Genomic DNA, 15,669 nt, shown 5'->3' on the forward strand with positions numbered 1-15,669 from the left:
ACATGATATATCCAGAAACAGCGGCCGCTCTCCATCCCGCAGTCATCACGCAGGATTTTGCCCACGCCAAAATCAATCTGTTTCTTCACATCACGGGTCGACGTCCTGACGGCTACCATCTGCTCGACAGTCTGGCCGTTTTTGCCGGCGCTGCTGATCGCGTCACGTTAACCGGCCCCACTGAATCGATGTCTCTCACAATCCAGGGACATTTCGGGCAGGGTCTTGAGGCGGACAGCCAGAACCTCGTGCTCCGTGCTGCCCGCGCGCTTCAGGAAAAGGCAGGCACAGCCTTCAATGGCGCAACTGAAAATTTCCGGCTTGAGCTGGAAAAAAATCTCCCGGTCTCTTCCGGCATCGGAGGGGGTTCGGCTGATGCGGCTGCGACCCTTCGTCTGTTGGCACAGGAATGGGATGTCGATCAGGCCGAACTCTTTCCGATAGCCGCAAAGCTGGGAGCGGACGTCCCTGTCTGCATAGCCCAGCGCCCTGCGCGGATGCTGGGCATCGGGGAAATTCTTGCTCCTGCGCCGATCCTGCCCGATGCCGGTCTTCTACTTGTCAATCCGGGGGTTGGTGTCTCAACACCAGACGTCTTCCGCGCTTTTGCTTCAGGTGGTGGCATTGTCGAGCGGCCGGAAGCCTGTCTTCCATCCCGATGGGACGACGCTCGGGACATGGTGTCGGATCTCAAGGCCACAACAAACGATCTCCAGGCTCCAGCCATGTCGCAATGTCCTGTTATCGGGACAGTTCTGGCATCAATCGACAGCCTCCCCGATTGCCTCCTCAGCAGGATGAGCGGTTCGGGAGCAACATGTTTTGGAATTTTCCCCGACCCGGAAAGCGCATGTCAGGCAGCGATGCTGCTGAACACTCAGGCCGCACGTCTAGGTTGGTGGACATGGGCAGGAGGTTTCCATCACACTACTGCATCCTGATTACAACGAATTACGGCAGGGGGTCCCATATCATGACAGCTCCACGCATGCAGGTAGCGCGCGAGGAAGACAGCGAAACCGTTACACTGTCTTTCCTTGAAGGCAGCGGTGTCACGGGCAGCATCTCCCTTGACGAAGCCCAACTCTCACAACTGATAACAAGCCTTGGCCTCGCCCATGCCAATCTGATCGAAAAGCGACCTCCTCCTCCGATTGCAGGAGCGCGCTTTACACCAGTCTATACGACAAACTGGGCACTCCAGATCGATGCCCTGACCGAAGGATCGATGCTGGCTTTTCAGCATCCCGCCTACGGTCCGGTAGGTGTCGTCTTTGGCCCGCATGATGTTGAAAAAATCATTGGCGGTCTTCAGAAACAGCGCACCATGATCCGTTCAACACCGCAGGACGCCAGTCAGCCCAGCTGAGCGGGGGCATCTCTTCAGAACAGCTCCATGTTTCCAGCTATGCTGCTGGCACTGGAGGGTTGTGACAGCAGCCATTCGCGCAGTTCTCCCAGGGTAATGCGGTTCACGATCTCAGGTCCAACCATGACATTTTTCAGACCGGGCTCAGCGCAAAGTTGTCCACAACATATCGCCAGTTGCTCAATGATCTGCTCAAGTCTGTCGAAACCCTGCAACGCAGGTGCCACCTCGTGTGGCACCGCATCAAAACACACCTGTTCCAGGCCGCGTAGATCTTGAAGCACCCCACCCAACTGCCCCGCCAAACCTTCAATGAGCTGGCTGGCTGGCAGGACTTTCGCTTCCTCATGCACTGCAAATTGGCCCAAATACAGCTTCAATGCGGGACTTCAATGAACTGGCCGTAAAAGGCTTTGCCAGAAAATTATTAACACCCTCCGCTACTGCCTGCTGCACGAGATCTTTGTTGGCCTGGCCGGTCAACATGATGAAACCGGTTTTGGCCGTGCGCGGGTTGCTTCTGATTGCCTTGAGCAATTCAAGCCCGTCCATATCCGGCATATTAAAGTCAGAAATGATCAGATGAGCTGAATTATTCTTAAGATGCTCAAGCGCTTCGACCCCATTCCGGACCCCGGCAATCTGAACGAACCCGATCTGCGCAAGCGTGTTACGCAAGATGGAACGAATGGAGGTCTGGTCATCGACGAGAAGAACAGACATGGAAGATGCAGAAATCATGGGTACGTCTCCAGAGAGCGGCGCTCACAACGATTGAGAATGGCTTGACCAATCTCGGTAAGGGGAAGCTGCTGTTCGACCGCACCCAGTTCAAAAGCAGCTCGCGGCATTCCATAAATAACCGAGCTTGCCCGGTCTTGCCCGATCGTGAGGGCCCCAGCGTGCCGCATTGCGAGCAAACCCTGTGCTCCGTCACATTCCATTCCGGTCAGAATTACGCCAACGGCATGTTTCCCGACGGTTTTGGCAAGAGAATAAAAAAGTTCGTCCACAGAGGGACGGTGTCCATTAACTGGCGGCCCGGCAACCAGTTGGCAGACATATTCTCCCTGCCGTGCTCCAGCTCGGACACGCAGATGGCGTTCTCCACCAGAAGCAACATATACTGTACCTGGCCTGAGAATATCCCCTTCCTCCGCCAACCGGACCTCAGGCCTGACAATTCGGTTCAAACGGCGAGCAAAACTTTCCGAAAACTGCTTGGGCATATGCTGGACAATAACAGTCGCGGGACAACTCTCAGAAAAATGCTCAAGCACATCCGTAAGAGCTTCCACTCCTCCAGTTGACGCTCCAATCCCGATCACTACCCCTTCCTTCGAACCTGGGATATCGATGTTGTGAGAAGTGGCAACAACAGACAACGGCGTTTCTGCAGCCCGGACAATTGCGTCTCCCAACCCGGAAAACGGCTCTACTCCTCCTTCTGGCGTAATTTTAGAATACCAATCCGCCGCTCCCATTCTAAGGGCCTGTTCAACGAGACCTTTGTGACTGGCAAGATGACCTGAAACCATTACGACAGGCATCGGTCGCAAGCGCATGATTTTTTCGAGAAATTGTAAGCCATTCATAGACGGCATTTCGAAATCAAGCGTCAGAACATCAGGATTTAATTGTACGATCAGATCCCGCGCTTCAAGAGGTGTTGCAGCCGTTCCAATGACACGCACTCTGGCATCTCGCTTTAGCGAAGCCGCAATCAAGGCGCGCGTCGTAAGCGAATCATCAACGACAAGCACATTCAACGGTTTCAGAACAGTCAAGAGCGCGACTCCGTGAGCGCAACCTTGCAATAGGCATTAGGGCCAATTCCCTCCAGTCCATACCTTTCGGGATGCGCGATACGTTCAGAGTGCCCCAAATAAAGTTCTCCTCCCGGAAAAATTCTTTTGGAGAGATTTTTCCAAAGAAGATCTTGCGTTTCTCTATCGAAATAAATAGCAACATTTCGGCAAAAAACCGCATGGAATCGAGATGAAAACGGCCACGGTTCAACCAGATTCAGGCGACGAAAACGAATTATGTCGCGTAATGTCTGGGACATAGAAATTCTGTCGCCATCTTGATGGAAAAACCTTTGTCCCCCGTCTTCCAATACGTTTCCAGCCTCCGAAGCATCGTAATATCCAGCTTTTGCACGAAGCAGGATATCCGCATCGATATCAGTCGCCAAAATTTTGACTTTCAATTCCGTAATCGCTGAAAGACACTTCATAACTGTCATTGCGATTGAATAGGCTTCTTCACCACTGGAGCAAGCCGCTGACCAGATCCTGAGCTCTTCTCCACGTGCAAGGCGATTATAAAGTCTCTGACGCAGCAAATGTTCCAAATAGACGAAATGATGTCTTTCACGAAAAAAGCTGGTAACATTGGTTGTTAAGGCTGAAACCAGATACTGGCGCTCGATTACTCCATCAATTCCAGAAATGAAGTCACAATAATCATCAATAGACCCAAACCCTTCCCGACGGACCCTGCGCGATATTCTTGAATAGACAAGATTTTTCTTCGTTAAAGATAGGGAAATTCCTGAACAATCTTTAGCAATCCTAGAGATAATTTCAAAATTTCGATCTGAAATATTATTTTCATAATCAAAATCATTTTCAGTCATTGAAGACTGCCCTCGAACAGTGATGAAACATTCACCGAAAAGATCATTCTTTCTCCGAGAGACTGAATACCATTCGAAAAATATTTGAGATTTTCACTTGATAACTCTGGAAGATCTCTGAAATGGGTATCGTCCATATCAGAGATATCAGTAACATTCGTTACAGAAAATCCAATAACCTTTGTTTCGTTTCTAAGGAAAATAATCGCTTTCTTCTCGTTATTATCTGACGAAACCCCTATCATCTGGCCCATGTCGACCAGCGGAATCACCGCTCCACGGACATTCACTACACCTTCGACAAATGATGGTGCAGCAGGAAAGGCAGTCGCTTTAGACCATTCTTTTATCTCTTTAACCGCGGAAATCTGAACAGAAAATTCCTGCAGACCCAGAGAAAAAACGAGAGATTTACCCATGATTATACTTCCTCCTCTAGCAAGGACTCTCTTTTTTCAAAATTTCACCAAAAAGGAATTCCACGTCTAAAATGAATGCAACATTTCCATCCCCAAGTATTGTCGCCGTAGAAAAGCATTTTATCTTTCGATAATTATCTTCAAGGTTTTTCACAACAAATCTTGAGTGATCTATAATCTTATCAACAACAAAAGCAATTTTGTCTTCGTTTTCATTTTCTATCACGAAGCATATTTTCTGATTTTTACCATCTGGCCGATATCCAAGAATTTCAGCCGCGTATATGACGGAAAGATAACCATCTCTATACGGATAACCGTATTTCCCATCACCAATATGGAATGCTTTAGCTGGATCAAAAATAACTGTTTCCGAAACATTATTGACAGGAATCACAAAATCCTGGCGTTCGGCTTTAAAAATAATTCCTTCGATTACGGACAGGGTAAACGGAAGAGAGATCGAAAAGGTCGTACCTTTTCCTTTGGTCGAATTAATGAAAATACGCCCATTAATCTGCTGGAGGCTCTTTTTAACAACATCCATTCCTACCCCCCTTCCAGAGACATCGGTGACTTTTGCCACGGTTGAAAATCCTGGCTCGAAAATCAGAGAGAAAATCTCGTCACGATCAAGCTTTTCCCCTTTTTCAATAATTTTCTTTTCAACCGCTTTGTCATAAATTCTTTCTGGATCAAGGCCTGCCCCATCATCCTGAATCTCGACAATAATCCGGCCGGAACGTTGAAAAGCCCTAAGCCTAAGAAGACCTTCCGCTTCTTTTCCGACTTTCAGCCTTTCAGCAGAGTCTTCAATACCGTGATCTATGGCGTTACGGACCATATGGGTGAGCGGATCAGAGATTTTTTCGAGGATAGACCGGTCAACTTCAGTGTCTTCACCTTCAAGAATTAGCTTTACCTGCTTGTCCGTGAACCTTGCTGTCTCCCGCACAACACGCCCGAGTTTCTGGAAAACCGTCTTAATGGGATAAGCCCGCATCATGATGACGTTTTCCTGCAACTCATGAATGAGTTGTTCCTGAGCTGCTACGACATTCCCCAGAAAAGAATCGCCTGAAATTTTGTTCCGACGCATCTGTGACTGGATGGCACCTTGATTAATCACCAACTCGCCGATCAGGTCGACAAGCTTATCAATTCTCTGAATATCCACTCTAACAGTCGCAATTCCTTTCCTATCAACTGTTTTTTTTATTTGTAGCTCCTCATGCTTATCATCAAAGATAGGTAAATACGTTTCAGTTTTTATAATTTTGTCAGTTAATAAAATAATTTCTGCATGAATATCATCACCAGACCACTCAAAAACCTCCTCGATTTCTTGACGAGCAATGTCGGTCACAAGAAGGACTTTCCAAATCAGATAGCTCTGATCTGGTTGTATTGTGTTCAGCAACGGGACGTTCGCGACATCAAGATCGACCGTCATCTGGCCAAGCTCGCTCAATGTCGCCAGAATATTCCGAATGTCATCCCCACGCTTATAGAATTGAGAGGAAACATTTATAATTATTGAATATTTCTGGTCCGTAGGCGGATCAATTTCAATTTTTACTGGGGCAAATGACAGTCCGAAAACATCTTCCATCTCGATATTTTCAGACCGGGACCCAGCCCCTGAATTAAGATAAACATCTAATTCGGCAACATTTTCTGGCGCAACAATGTAGCTCTGGCCTCCATCCTTGAAAGCGCCTACAATATCAAAGAGCGTATCCTTACATTTGAGAAAAGTCTTAACAGCTTCCATATCTACTGGAATGTAACCGGATCGAAAGCGATCGAGAACGCTCTCAAAGAGATGCGAAAATTTTACCAGATCTTCCATGCCAAATGCTGCAGCGCCGCCTTTGATGGAATGAACACAGCGAAAAATCGTGTTGATCTTTTCCGCGTCTCCTGTGTTCTCTGTCAGAGAGGTCAACTGTTCCTCTAAAAGAGCAAGCTGTTCGTCGCATTCGTCAAAGAAAATCTGCCGGATCTCATCCATATCATCTGTAAAATCGTCAGCACTCATGAGCTTACCCGCCGCACAGCGGCACAAAGCTTTGGGCCATCAAATGGTTTGACAATCCATCCGGTAGCCCCAGCTTCGCGAGCAGCTTGACGTAGTTCACCCCCTGATTCTGTCGTCAGAAAAATGATCGGTATATACCTTGTCTCAGGGCGTGCCCTCAGCGCTTTCGTGAGCTGAAGCCCGTCCATCCGGGGCATATTCAGATCTGTTATGACAACTTTCGGCTGGAAACCGCTGACTTTTTTCAGAGCATCAACGCCATCTTCTGCCGTTTCCACGTCGTAGCCTTCTTTGCAGAGCTCCCGGGTTACAAGGTCCCGCATGGTTCGGGAATCATCAACGACCAGAACATTCATGCCTTTGCTTCCTCACAGAGAAGAAACTCTCCCCCCATCAGCCGAAGGCTCTCCTTCAACGCCTCAGAAGGATTATTGATTTTAAAATGCATATTCCGCGCCCGCGCTGTACTGCGGGCTGAAATCATCAACTGAAGACAGAGTCCTCCAACGCGCTCAACATGACGTCCATCCAGGGAAAAATCTTTCTCTTGGGCGCAGAGGCATTCCAGAAATGACTGAACATAACTGGTATCCATAATTTTCGGCAGTATAAGGACGTCCATTATCGAAACTCCTCCCAACCTTCGTCCGAAGTCTGAAAAGAGTTGTTTCCCCATTTTTCGGATTGAACGAGCGGAGATGATGAGGCGCTTTCATAATACTCATCAATGTAACGATTATCCGGCCGCAGATGAAAGCGTTGCAGACTTCCAACTAGTTCTTTGGCTTCAGCACTAAGATTATGACTTGCAGCCGTTGCTTCTTCGACCATGGCAGCATTTTGCTGTGTATTCTGGTCCATCTGACTGACTGCCACGCTGATCTCTGAAAGGTCATTGGCCTGACTACGAGCGGCTGTCGCAATTTCACCGATCAGAACACTGATTTCACTGACATTTTCTACGATCGATTTCATCGCAATACCTGTTTCTTCAACAAGTGTAGTTCCACGACTGACCTGTTGGGTACTCGATGTAATCAGACCTTTGATTTCCTTTGCTGCGTCCGCAGAACGCTGCGCAAGAGCACGAACTTCGGCCGCAACAACTGCAAAGCCTTTACCAGCGTCTCCTGCCCTGGCGGCTTCCACGCCAGCGTTTAGCGCCAAAAGATTGGTCTGAAAGGCAATATCATCAATAAGCCCAAGGATCTGAGCAATATGGATTGAAGATTGCTGAATATCCTGCATGGCAGCCGTAGCAGCAGCCATGACTTCTCCGGAACGCTCTGCCCGGTCTCGAGTCTGGCTTGCAACATCACTTGCATGCACAGAGGCGGCAGCAGTCTTCCGAACCGTTTCCGTAACATTTCCGACTGAGATTGTTGTTTCCTCGAGCCGAGAAACCTGAAGTTCAGTCCGGCGAGCAAGATCGTCAGCAGCAGACGCAATCTCGGCTGAGCCGGAAGAAATTGTGGAGATGCTGTCATTCAAGGACATCATAACCTTCTCCAAGGCTGATGCCGTGTCATTGAAATCCTGCTTCAAACGTTCGTATCTGGCAGGAAGTGCTTCTTCAAGACGAAAACTCAACTCGCCGTCCCGTAGATTTTCCATCGCGTTCCCTACGAGCCGAATGACCCGCTCATGTTCCGCAGCTTCTTCCTGCGCAGACTGCCGCGCTTCCTCAGCTTCTATCCTGGCAGCAGCAAGAGCAGATTGTGCCTGAGACGCCATCACCTCATTACGCTCGGAGTTGGTTCGCGCCTCTCCCAGCACGACCTGAAGTCGAATGAGATCTGCCTCGTTCATGCCATGGGGCAATGTCCCATCCCGGACGAGTTCCTTTACAGCGTTGGCAAGAGCATCGCCGCGGCTGGCAACTCGAATAAATGCAAAGAATCCCGAGAAAGAGAACAGGCAAATAATCAGAACTTCAGGGAAAACGGACTGCCTGATAGCTGCAACAGAGGGACTTGCAACCGTAATCTCCCATCCCACTCCGCCAATGCAAAGCAGGAGGGGCACTGAAAAGGCCATAAGCTGTCGCCTGCGCAGAAGAAAACTTTTTTGCACAGGAACAGAGCGTATGTCGGACATGCCAGACTGCCTCCAGAAATACAGATCACACCCTGGCAGCCAAACCGAACTGTCCAGATGCACTCTTTCCTAAAGGCCTGTTCATTTAAACTCCGTTAATACCCCGCAGACAGTTTCAGGGCATGACAGGCGAAATATCCATATCATGCTGAATGAACATTTTGCTGCCATCCCTAGGAATCCATATCCGATAGTGCCTCAGAACGTCCGCGCCTACCAAACCTTCCGTGTCAGGCAGGTCATCTGCAATTTTCAGCTCGACATTCCGAAACGTAAGATCGCCCAGTTGAAATGTTTCAAAATGATGACGGTAGTTTTTGACTGGATCGCGTATCAGCCCATATCCTGTCGTGACAGGATCCTTTTCCAACATCGCACGGGTAACGCCTGCAGCGCGTGCAGCATCTCGGCTGATGAGCGTGGTCGCTGCTCCTGTATCCAGCATGGCGTCCGTTAGATGGCCGTTCAGGCGAATGGAGACGGATGTCTGATGACCGCCATCATAGAGATGGGAAATGGGCACTGTATGAACGCGACCTGCCCAACCTGGCGTCGGCGTATCGCAGCCTTCGGTTTCAACAAGTTTGACGCGGTGATTCGGCATATCCACGACTGTGTCGTACCGACCAAGAAAGTCACGTCCGAACAATCCCACGACCGGAAGTCCGGCGACATGCCCCGTGAACTTTCCCACGCCGGCAACAGCAACATTCAGCGCCTTGGAACTTCCCATGTCGAGTGTATCGATCATCACGACACGCCCGTAATCGTCACCTCCGACCCCACGAACCCTAAAAGTACCGCCTGCATCCCTGAGGCCGAGCGGTTCAATAAAGCGCTGTCCGATCGTGGTGGAGAACGCCCCCGTATCAACGATCAGTGCAACAGGGTGTCCATTGATCGTGGCACGCACCACAGGGCTGCCCCGGTCATTAAGAACCGGCATATCCCCACTGACATACAATTTGCACTGACGAGGCCCGCTCTGACAGCTTGCGAGCAACAGTCCCATGAGTAGTATCCCCCAGCGTCCGCGTCTCATATCAGCCTTTCTGTATCGTTTCGTTACAGAGGGCACGCTTCGGCATATCGAAACAAGAAGGATTTTTTTGGCTCCCGATGCTTTTTTTTGGGCTCCCCCTATTGCCACCTCCTGAGGAGGCTGATACATCACCGCCACCGACCGAGAGGAAGCCAAACAGCCTCCAAACGGAAGGGCCTCAGGGTGCTGAAAAGCAGCCTTGCGGGTGTAGCTCAGTTGGTTAGAGCGCCGGCCTGTCACGCCGGAGGTCGCGGGTTCGAGCCCCGTCACTCGCGCCACTCTTTTTATAGAGTTGGCCACATTCTCCAAAAAAACCTGAAGTAGCCCCTCCCGTTTTTAGGGAAGACTATGCTGTTCTTCATTCTGAAATGCCTGATTTCAGGGCTCTTGATCGCCGCCGCCTCCAGCATTGCGCGGCGCTATCCCGGTTTTGGTGCGCTGATTGCGTCCCTGCCGCTCGTATCTGTTCTGGGCATGATCTGGCTATGGCTGGAAAAGCCGGACCGCATCGTTATGAGCCATCATGCGGAAGCGACATTCTGGTATGTGCTTCCCTCGCTGCCCATGTTTCTGCTGATCCCGCGACTGCTCCGGGCAGGGCTGCCGTTCTGGTTTGCCCTATTGGCAGGATGCGCGCTGACGATCGTTCTGTATCTCTGCACAACATGGGCGCTCGCCCGTTTCGGTACAGGTGGCTGAGAAGGGCCCTCAGCCCGCCTCGTCCAGATAAACGTCCAGAACCTCGTCTGGCGTGCCATCCATGCGGATATGTCCGTTCTCAAGCCAGATGACGCGCGTACACCATTGCCGCATGATCTTAGGCTGATGCGTGGACAACACAAGAATTTCCGCCTGCTGGACGAGTTCCTCAAGGCGCACTTTGGCCTTATTCATGAACACCCCGTCCCCCGCGAGAAACCATTCATCCATCAGCAGGATCTGAGGAGAAGACGCTGTTGCCAGACCAAAGGCCAGCCGAACACTCATGCCCGCACTGTAAACCTTCATCGGCATGTCCATATAAGGGCCGAGTTCGGCAAAATCCTGCACGTCCTGCTCGATCCGTTCAATCTGCTGGCGTGAGAGGCCCTCATAGCGTCCCTTGAGGCGAATGTTTTCGCGCCCCGTCAGTTCGGGATTCATGCCCAGACTGCTGTCCAGCAGCGTCCGCATCGTTCCATCAAGTCGCACGCGTCCCGCAACAGGCTCGTAAATACCCGCAAGCGCACGCAACAATGTGGTTTTTCCAGCACCGTTACTGCCGATCAATCCCAGCCGTTCGCCGGAATTCAGCGTGAAACTGATCTCCCGCAGCACGCTTACGATCGTGCGCTCCCGCAGATCATGCATCAGATGCGCCGAAGGCGCTGATGGCGCAAACCGGGCCAGCGTTTTGCCGACCTGCCGTTTCAGGGAGCGGCTCTGCCCATGATACAGCGGAAAATCGATACAGAGGCGATCAACAACAATCCCGGGCATCAGATCAGATCCAGTAAGGAATGCGCGACCGCATCCGGCAGAACAGGATGGCCGCTAGAAGCCACAGAAGCACACTGTGCCCAAGAGCCGCTTCCCAGACGATGGACTCCACCCTCTGGCCCAGAAGCGGCGCACGCACGATTTCAAGCAGCGGATAAAACGGATCAAGCAACAGATAGTGCCGTCCGGTCGTGATCAGTTCCGGCTTCCAGATCACCGGAGTCACGAAAAAGAAAATCTGCATCAGAGACGCCACGATGGGCGCAATGTCCCGAAACCGCGCGCCCAACATCCCGATCAGCAGAATGACGCAGAAACTGTCCACGATCCAAAGCGGCAGACTAAACAGCAGGCTCCAGATCTGCTGCGGCAAGACATGGAAGACCGCAAATACGACGACAACGACAACCATGTTATGCAGCAGAATCAGCAGATTCCTGACGATCACCTGCGTGACCGGCAGACTGACCGGAATCCGCATCGCATGGAACAGGGACGTGCTCTGCGTAAAGACTGTTCCCGCATCGTTGATGACGGTCCCGCCATATCCCCACAACACGATCGAAAGTGACAGGAACGGCAGATAGGCTTTCAGATCCATGTGGAAGAGATAGCCGTACACCACCCCCATCGCGCCGATCATGACAGCCGTGGACAACGTCAGCCACAGTGGCCCCAGAATGGAGCCGCGATATCGCATCTTGATATCCAGCCAGCCGAGCGTCACGGCCAGCGGCAAGAGCCGCAGGCCCGCCTGCAGATCGCTCCACGCGGCGCGGACGAGCCCCCAGCCGCGCAGAGGCTCAAGGGTCAGAACAGGAGAACGGGCATTCATGTCTTCCATGCGCCTTCCCTACCATGAAAGCAGGCGCTGCCCATCCCCCTTGCCCGCGAAACATCCCACTTCGCAGAACACATTCAGCCCGACATGATGATTTCCCTTGCATCCTGCGCCATCCTCGCCGACATGCTGCGGTCATGTCTTATGCTGTGAAGGAAATGTTCGTGACCCTCCAGGGCGAGGGTGCACAGACAGGCCGTGCGTCGGTGTTCTGCCGGTTCGCGGGCTGCAACCTGTGGTCGGGCCGGGAACAGGATCGCGCCACGGCCGCCTGTACGTTCTGCGATACCGATTTCATTGGCACGAATGGCGAAGGCGGTGGCCGCTTCGACACCGCGGAAGCGCTGGCCCATACCATCGCGGCCTGCTGGACTGACACCGCCGATGAGAGCGGTCGGCGGTATGTGGTCTTCACGGGCGGTGAACCCCTCCTCCAGCTTGATGATGCGCTGATTGCGGCTGTAAAAGCGCAGGGCTTTGAAATCGCTGTGGAAACCAACGGTACGATCGCAGCGCCTGCCGGAATCGACTGGGTCTGCGTCAGCCCCAAACCCAACAGCACGCTCGTCCAGACCGAAGGCGCGGAACTCAAGCTGGTTTACCCCCAGCCCGAACTGCCACCCGAACTGTTCGAACAATTCTCCTTCCGTCATTTCTGGCTTCAGCCGATGGACGGCCCCGACCGCATCGCCAACACGCAGGCCGCCGTCGCCTACTGCCTGCGCCATCCGCGCTGGCGCCTATCGCTCCAGACGCACAAGCTGATCGGAATCCCCTGACCATGAGCACGAACACGGCCATCAGCAGCAACACCGCGCTCGTCCTGTTCTCCGGCGGTCAAGATTCCGCAACCTGCCTTGCCTGGGCGCTCTCCCGCTTTGATCGCGTCGAGACGGTCGGGTATGCCTACGGACAGCGCCACGCCATCGAGCTCGAATGCCGCGACACCCTGCGCGAACAGATGGCCGCGTTTTCCCCAGAGTGGACAGCGCGCCTCGGCGACGATCATACGATCGACCTTGCCTCCCTCGGTGCGCTGTCCGAAACGGCCCTGACCCGCGAGGCCGAAATCGGGCTGAGCGAAAGCGGCCTGCCCAACACGTTTGTACCGGGCCGCAATATCATTTTCCTGACTTTCGCCGCCGCCCTCGCCGTGCGCCGCAATGCGCGCCACATCGTCACCGGGGTCTGTGAAACCGACTATTCCGGCTACCCGGATTGCCGCGACGACACGATCAAGGCCCTTCAGGTCGCCCTGAACCTCGGCATGGACCAGCGTTTCGTTTTACACACGCCCCTGATGTGGATCGACAAGGCCCAGACCTGGGACCTGACCGAACAACTCGGCGGCCAGAAACTCGTGGACGTCATCAACCGGGACAGCCATTCCTGCTACATGGGCGATCGTACGCATCAGCATGACTGGGGCTATGGCTGTGGGACCTGCCCGGCCTGTGACCTGCGGGCAGACGGATGGCGCCGCTACCAGCAGAGCCGCCACGGAGGAGCCTTATGACCGCCGAACTCGTCTTCACCCGACGTTTCTGCATGGGGCACCGGCTCATTACCGGGTCAAGCGAACGCTGCGCCATTCCGCATGGCCATAACGAATATGTCCGCGTCACGCTCCGTCCGGCCAAACAGACCCGTCTGGACGGTCATGCGAACATGATTCTGCCTTTTGCCGAAGCCAAGACACGCTGGCACCATTTCGTGGATAACAGCCTTGATCACGCGCTTCAGCTTTCGGAAACGGACCCGCTGCTCGCATGGTTCCGCGCCAACGAGCCCGAACGCGCCAGCCGGATCGTCGTCACGCCCGGCGACCCTACAACCGAACTGATGGCGGCCCTCATGCTCGCCAAACTAACGGCCATTCTCGCGGATCAGGGCGATATCCTGCGCGTTCATGAGATTGAGCTGGAAGAGACACCCACCAACACCGTGCGCCTCGGCGGCAATCCGCAGCATTACCTGCCCGCCGTTTCGCAACCACCAGAACAGTGCTGGTGGAACCGGCCGGATGACAGCATCTCCTGACGTCCGGCCGACAGGGATTTCAGACCTTGTTCACCGAAGCATCATAGATCTGCTCGATGGCCTCTCCGAGCGTCGCATCGAACTGCGCCTCATCCATCTGGTGCCGCAGATCGCCGATCAGGGCACGGGAGAAGCTCGCAATCATCCGGTGATTATGCTGTAGCTTCTCGCAGGCCTGATCCAGGGAATAGCCGCCGGAAAGCGCCACGACCCGAACCATGCGGGGATCACGGGCAATGTCATCATACAGGTCCGCGACCTCGGGAATCGTCACCTTCAACATGATCCGCGCGTCTTGCGGGAGCTTTTGTAGCTCTTCGAGGACATAATCGTGCAGAAGCTGCTCGCATGCTGCCTTATCCGGGCTCTTGATCAGCACTTCCGGTTCCAGAATCGGCACCAGCCCATGTTTGCGGACCTGCTCGGCCACAGCGAACTGCTGCCGCACGATGGCGCGAATTCCACTTTCGGACGGCAGACGGATCGTGGAGCGTTCCTTCGTTCCATAAACGCCAAGTGTTGCCGCACGCGCCAGCAGGGTATCCAGATCGGGCATCGGCTTCATGAGCTGAACGCCGTCCGCTTCCGTCTCCAGACCCTTGTCGATTTTCACGAACGGCACAACACCCCGCTCACGCCACAGATAGGCCGGAACGGGTTCGCCCTCGACCTCGCCATCCATGGTCCGCTCGAACAGAATGGCGCCGATCACCTTTTCACCAGAAAATGCAGGCGCAGTCATAATCCGCACCCGCATTTCATGCATCAGGGCAAACATCTCGGCATCGCTGGAATACGCATCTTCAGGAATACCATATTGCCTGAGCGCACCAGGTGTGGAGCCCCCACTCTGATCCAGAGCAGCAATAAATCCGCCCTTGTCTGCCATTTGCGACATCATCGTTTCCGCGGTGCTCATCAAGATCCCCTTCGTTACAGGGAAACCGTCATCACTAACGAAGGGCTAGACCGATCACCCATGCCGCGACACGTTTCCCGACCTGGTCCAATCGCGTCAGTCCCCCGAAAAGTTCCCCCGAGCGTCTTTCACCCAAGGGTGTACGGGCCCTCTGTTCAGGCCTTCTTATGATCCTCAGGACGTGCCTCGTAAAGCGTTAGAAACGCTTCGATGTCATCACTCATCAGGGAGGCGGAGCGTTCTTCCACCACATTTTCCGGCCACTCCCACCACTTCAGGGCAAGCAGGCGCTCGATGACCTGGGGCGAAAATCGGTGGCGGATCACTTTTGCAGGATTTCCCCCTGCAATGGCGTAGGGAGGCACCGATCGGGTCACGAGAGATCCGGCAGCGATAACGGCGCCGTCCCCGATCGTTATCCCGGAGAGAATGGTTACGTTCGCACCAAACCAGACGTCATTGCCGATGATCACGTCCCCTTTCGAGGTATGATCTTCGAGCCCATCCGCCGCGGAGGGCCAGAAATGCGAAAGTGTTCTGAACGGGTAGGTGCTGACCAGATCAGCCCGATGGTTCCCCAGAATGATCGTGACGTTCGGCCCGATAGAACAATAGTCGCCAATAATGAGACCGGCTTCTTCCGGCTCCAGAACCTTGGGGCAGCCATAGGTGTGAGCGCCGATCCGCCAACCCCACTCGTCGATCTCGCAAGCCAGCGCGTACCGTGTCAGCGCTAGAAAGACGTTCTTTCCAAATGCCAAGGGCGTTACTCCCCGTCCAG

At 53.2% G+C, this 15,669-nt stretch carries 20 protein-coding genes and 1 tRNA gene; 7 read left to right on the forward strand and 14 right to left on the reverse strand.

What is annotated here, in order from left to right:
* Nucleotides 1–2: 2 nt before the first annotated feature.
* Together GKA01_RS09625 and GKA01_RS09630 are read left to right on the forward strand one after the other, a co-directional pair.
* Nucleotides 3–941 carry a 4-(cytidine 5'-diphospho)-2-C-methyl-D-erythritol kinase gene (locus GKA01_RS09625; RefSeq protein WP_146862091.1) on the forward strand — a complete coding sequence of 313 codons (939 nt, stop codon included), beginning with the start codon at nt 3–5 and terminating at the stop codon, nt 939–941.
* A gap of 32 nt (nt 942–973) precedes the next feature.
* Nucleotides 974–1,369 carry a hypothetical protein gene (locus GKA01_RS09630; RefSeq protein ID WP_228119741.1) on the forward strand — a complete coding sequence of 132 codons (396 nt, stop codon included), beginning with the start codon at nt 974–976 and terminating at the stop codon, nt 1,367–1,369.
* A gap of 14 nt (nt 1,370–1,383) precedes the next feature.
* On the opposite strand, the gene GKA01_RS09635 is transcribed toward GKA01_RS09630, so the two are convergent.
* The 10 genes from GKA01_RS09635 to GKA01_RS09680 form a co-directional block, all read right to left on the reverse strand.
* Nucleotides 1,384–1,749: a hypothetical protein gene (locus GKA01_RS09635; RefSeq protein WP_146862094.1), complete on the reverse strand. Its 366-nt coding sequence runs from the start codon at nt 1,747–1,749 to the stop codon at nt 1,384–1,386.
* On the reverse strand, nt 1,715–2,110 hold the full coding sequence (locus GKA01_RS09640) for a response regulator (protein ID WP_146862097.1): 396 nt from the start codon (nt 2,108–2,110) through the stop codon (nt 1,715–1,717). The genes GKA01_RS09635 and GKA01_RS09640 overlap by 35 nt, the downstream gene beginning before the upstream one ends.
* The gene (locus GKA01_RS09645; RefSeq protein WP_146862099.1) at nt 2,107–3,156 is read right to left on the reverse strand and encodes a protein-glutamate methylesterase/protein-glutamine glutaminase; all 1,050 of its coding nucleotides are present in this window, start codon (nt 3,154–3,156) and stop codon (nt 2,107–2,109) included. The genes GKA01_RS09640 and GKA01_RS09645 overlap by 4 nt, the downstream gene beginning before the upstream one ends.
* On the reverse strand, nt 3,153–4,010 hold the full coding sequence (locus GKA01_RS09650) for a CheR family methyltransferase (protein WP_146862102.1): 858 nt from the start codon (nt 4,008–4,010) through the stop codon (nt 3,153–3,155). Before GKA01_RS09650 ends, GKA01_RS09645 begins: the two co-directional genes overlap by 4 nt.
* Nucleotides 4,007–4,429, reverse strand: a complete 423-nt coding sequence (locus tag GKA01_RS09655; RefSeq protein ID WP_146862105.1) for a chemotaxis protein CheW — start codon at nt 4,427–4,429, stop codon at nt 4,007–4,009. The genes GKA01_RS09650 and GKA01_RS09655 overlap by 4 nt, the downstream gene beginning before the upstream one ends.
* A gap of 16 nt (nt 4,430–4,445) precedes the next feature.
* Nucleotides 4,446–6,470, reverse strand: coding sequence for a chemotaxis protein CheA (locus GKA01_RS09660; protein WP_146862108.1), 2,025 nt, complete (start codon nt 6,468–6,470; stop codon nt 4,446–4,448).
* Complete coding sequence (locus GKA01_RS09665) at nt 6,467–6,826, reverse strand: response regulator (protein ID WP_146862111.1); 360 nt, start codon at nt 6,824–6,826, stop codon at nt 6,467–6,469. Before GKA01_RS09665 ends, GKA01_RS09660 begins: the two co-directional genes overlap by 4 nt.
* Complete coding sequence (locus GKA01_RS09670; RefSeq protein ID WP_167506350.1) at nt 6,823–7,092, reverse strand: STAS domain-containing protein; 270 nt, start codon at nt 7,090–7,092, stop codon at nt 6,823–6,825. The genes GKA01_RS09665 and GKA01_RS09670 overlap by 4 nt, the downstream gene beginning before the upstream one ends.
* Nucleotides 7,092–8,567: a methyl-accepting chemotaxis protein gene (locus GKA01_RS09675; protein WP_146862116.1), complete on the reverse strand. Its 1,476-nt coding sequence runs from the start codon at nt 8,565–8,567 to the stop codon at nt 7,092–7,094. The genes GKA01_RS09670 and GKA01_RS09675 overlap by 1 nt, the downstream gene beginning before the upstream one ends.
* A gap of 115 nt (nt 8,568–8,682) precedes the next feature.
* A complete protein-coding gene (locus GKA01_RS09680; protein ID WP_208653407.1) occupies nt 8,683–9,579 on the reverse strand; it encodes a retropepsin-like aspartic protease family protein in 897 nt (298 codons plus the stop codon).
* Nucleotides 9,580–9,810: 231 nt separating this feature from the next.
* On the opposite strand from GKA01_RS09680, the gene GKA01_RS09685 reads away from it, so the two are divergent.
* Nucleotides 9,811–9,887: transfer RNA gene (locus GKA01_RS09685), tRNA-Asp, on the forward strand.
* 70 nt (nt 9,888–9,957) lie between these two features.
* Nucleotides 9,958–10,308 carry a DUF3147 family protein gene (locus tag GKA01_RS09690; RefSeq protein WP_146862122.1) on the forward strand — a complete coding sequence of 117 codons (351 nt, stop codon included), beginning with the start codon at nt 9,958–9,960 and terminating at the stop codon, nt 10,306–10,308.
* Between the two features lie 9 nt (nt 10,309–10,317).
* On the opposite strand, the gene GKA01_RS09695 is transcribed toward GKA01_RS09690, so the two are convergent.
* Both GKA01_RS09695 and GKA01_RS09700 read right to left on the reverse strand, forming a co-directional pair.
* A complete protein-coding gene (locus tag GKA01_RS09695) occupies nt 10,318–11,088 on the reverse strand; it encodes an ABC transporter ATP-binding protein (RefSeq protein ID WP_146862125.1) in 771 nt (256 codons plus the stop codon).
* Between the two features lie 4 nt (nt 11,089–11,092).
* The gene (locus GKA01_RS09700; RefSeq protein WP_146862128.1) at nt 11,093–11,932 is read right to left on the reverse strand and encodes an ABC transporter permease; all 840 of its coding nucleotides are present in this window, start codon (nt 11,930–11,932) and stop codon (nt 11,093–11,095) included.
* Between the two features lie 134 nt (nt 11,933–12,066).
* Here GKA01_RS09700 and queE point away from each other — a divergent pair, with 134 nt between their 5' ends.
* Genes queE through GKA01_RS09715 form a run of 3 tightly spaced genes read left to right on the forward strand, consistent with a single transcriptional unit; the run spans nt 12,067 to nt 13,969 of the window.
* Nucleotides 12,067–12,708 (forward strand): 7-carboxy-7-deazaguanine synthase, encoded by a 642-nt coding sequence (gene queE, locus GKA01_RS09705; protein WP_146862131.1) that lies wholly within the window; start codon nt 12,067–12,069, stop codon nt 12,706–12,708.
* Between the two features lie 2 nt (nt 12,709–12,710).
* Nucleotides 12,711–13,445: a 7-cyano-7-deazaguanine synthase QueC gene (queC, locus tag GKA01_RS09710; protein WP_146862134.1), complete on the forward strand. Its 735-nt coding sequence runs from the start codon at nt 12,711–12,713 to the stop codon at nt 13,443–13,445.
* Entirely contained in the window at nt 13,442–13,969 is a 528-nt protein-coding gene (locus tag GKA01_RS09715; protein WP_146862137.1) for a 6-carboxytetrahydropterin synthase, read from the forward strand. Before queC ends, GKA01_RS09715 begins: the two co-directional genes overlap by 4 nt.
* A gap of 19 nt (nt 13,970–13,988) precedes the next feature.
* Here the strand turns inward: GKA01_RS09715 and GKA01_RS09720 are convergent, their stop codons facing one another.
* Nucleotides 13,989–14,888 carry a fructose bisphosphate aldolase gene (locus GKA01_RS09720; RefSeq protein WP_146862140.1) on the reverse strand — a complete coding sequence of 300 codons (900 nt, stop codon included), beginning with the start codon at nt 14,886–14,888 and terminating at the stop codon, nt 13,989–13,991.
* 155 nt (nt 14,889–15,043) lie between these two features.
* Entirely contained in the window at nt 15,044–15,649 is a 606-nt protein-coding gene (locus tag GKA01_RS09725) for a CatB-related O-acetyltransferase (protein ID WP_146862143.1), read from the reverse strand.
* Nucleotides 15,650–15,669: the final 20 nt, after the last annotated feature.

This window comes from Gluconobacter kanchanaburiensis NBRC 103587, assembly GCF_007988905.1.
GTDB classification, from domain to species: Bacteria; Pseudomonadota; Alphaproteobacteria; order Acetobacterales; family Acetobacteraceae; genus Gluconobacter; species Gluconobacter kanchanaburiensis.

What these genes read in the sequence shown, in the direction of transcription:
- GKA01_RS09625 (WP_146862091.1), top strand. Translation starts at nt 3, where the DNA reads ATGATATATCCAGAAACAGCGGCCGCTCTCCATCCCGCAGTCATCACG.
- GKA01_RS09630 (WP_228119741.1), top strand. Translation starts at nt 974, where the DNA reads ATGACAGCTCCACGCATGCAGGTAGCGCGCGAGGAAGACAGCGAAACC.
- GKA01_RS09640 (WP_146862097.1), bottom strand. Translation starts at nt 2,110, where the DNA reads ATGATTTCTGCATCTTCCATGTCTGTTCTTCTCGTCGATGACCAGACC.
- GKA01_RS09650 (WP_146862102.1), bottom strand. Translation starts at nt 4,010, where the DNA reads ATGACTGAAAATGATTTTGATTATGAAAATAATATTTCAGATCGAAAT.
- GKA01_RS09655 (WP_146862105.1), bottom strand. Translation starts at nt 4,429, where the DNA reads ATGGGTAAATCTCTCGTTTTTTCTCTGGGTCTGCAGGAATTTTCTGTT.
- GKA01_RS09660 (WP_146862108.1), bottom strand. Translation starts at nt 6,470, where the DNA reads ATGAGTGCTGACGATTTTACAGATGATATGGATGAGATCCGGCAGATT.
- GKA01_RS09665 (WP_146862111.1), bottom strand. Translation starts at nt 6,826, where the DNA reads ATGAATGTTCTGGTCGTTGATGATTCCCGAACCATGCGGGACCTTGTA.
- GKA01_RS09670 (WP_167506350.1), bottom strand. Translation starts at nt 7,092, where the DNA reads ATGGACGTCCTTATACTGCCGAAAATTATGGATACCAGTTATGTTCAG.
- GKA01_RS09675 (WP_146862116.1), bottom strand. Translation starts at nt 8,567, where the DNA reads ATGTCCGACATACGCTCTGTTCCTGTGCAAAAAAGTTTTCTTCTGCGC.
- GKA01_RS09680 (WP_208653407.1), bottom strand. Translation starts at nt 9,579, where the DNA reads ATGGGACTGTTGCTCGCAAGCTGTCAGAGCGGGCCTCGTCAGTGCAAA.
- GKA01_RS09690 (WP_146862122.1), top strand. Translation starts at nt 9,958, where the DNA reads ATGCTGTTCTTCATTCTGAAATGCCTGATTTCAGGGCTCTTGATCGCC.
- GKA01_RS09695 (WP_146862125.1), bottom strand. Translation starts at nt 11,088, where the DNA reads ATGCCCGGGATTGTTGTTGATCGCCTCTGTATCGATTTTCCGCTGTAT.
- GKA01_RS09700 (WP_146862128.1), bottom strand. Translation starts at nt 11,932, where the DNA reads ATGGAAGACATGAATGCCCGTTCTCCTGTTCTGACCCTTGAGCCTCTG.
- queE (WP_146862131.1), top strand. Translation starts at nt 12,067, where the DNA reads ATGTCTTATGCTGTGAAGGAAATGTTCGTGACCCTCCAGGGCGAGGGT.
- queC (WP_146862134.1), top strand. Translation starts at nt 12,711, where the DNA reads ATGAGCACGAACACGGCCATCAGCAGCAACACCGCGCTCGTCCTGTTC.
- GKA01_RS09715 (WP_146862137.1), top strand. Translation starts at nt 13,442, where the DNA reads ATGACCGCCGAACTCGTCTTCACCCGACGTTTCTGCATGGGGCACCGG.
- GKA01_RS09720 (WP_146862140.1), bottom strand. Translation starts at nt 14,888, where the DNA reads ATGAGCACCGCGGAAACGATGATGTCGCAAATGGCAGACAAGGGCGGA.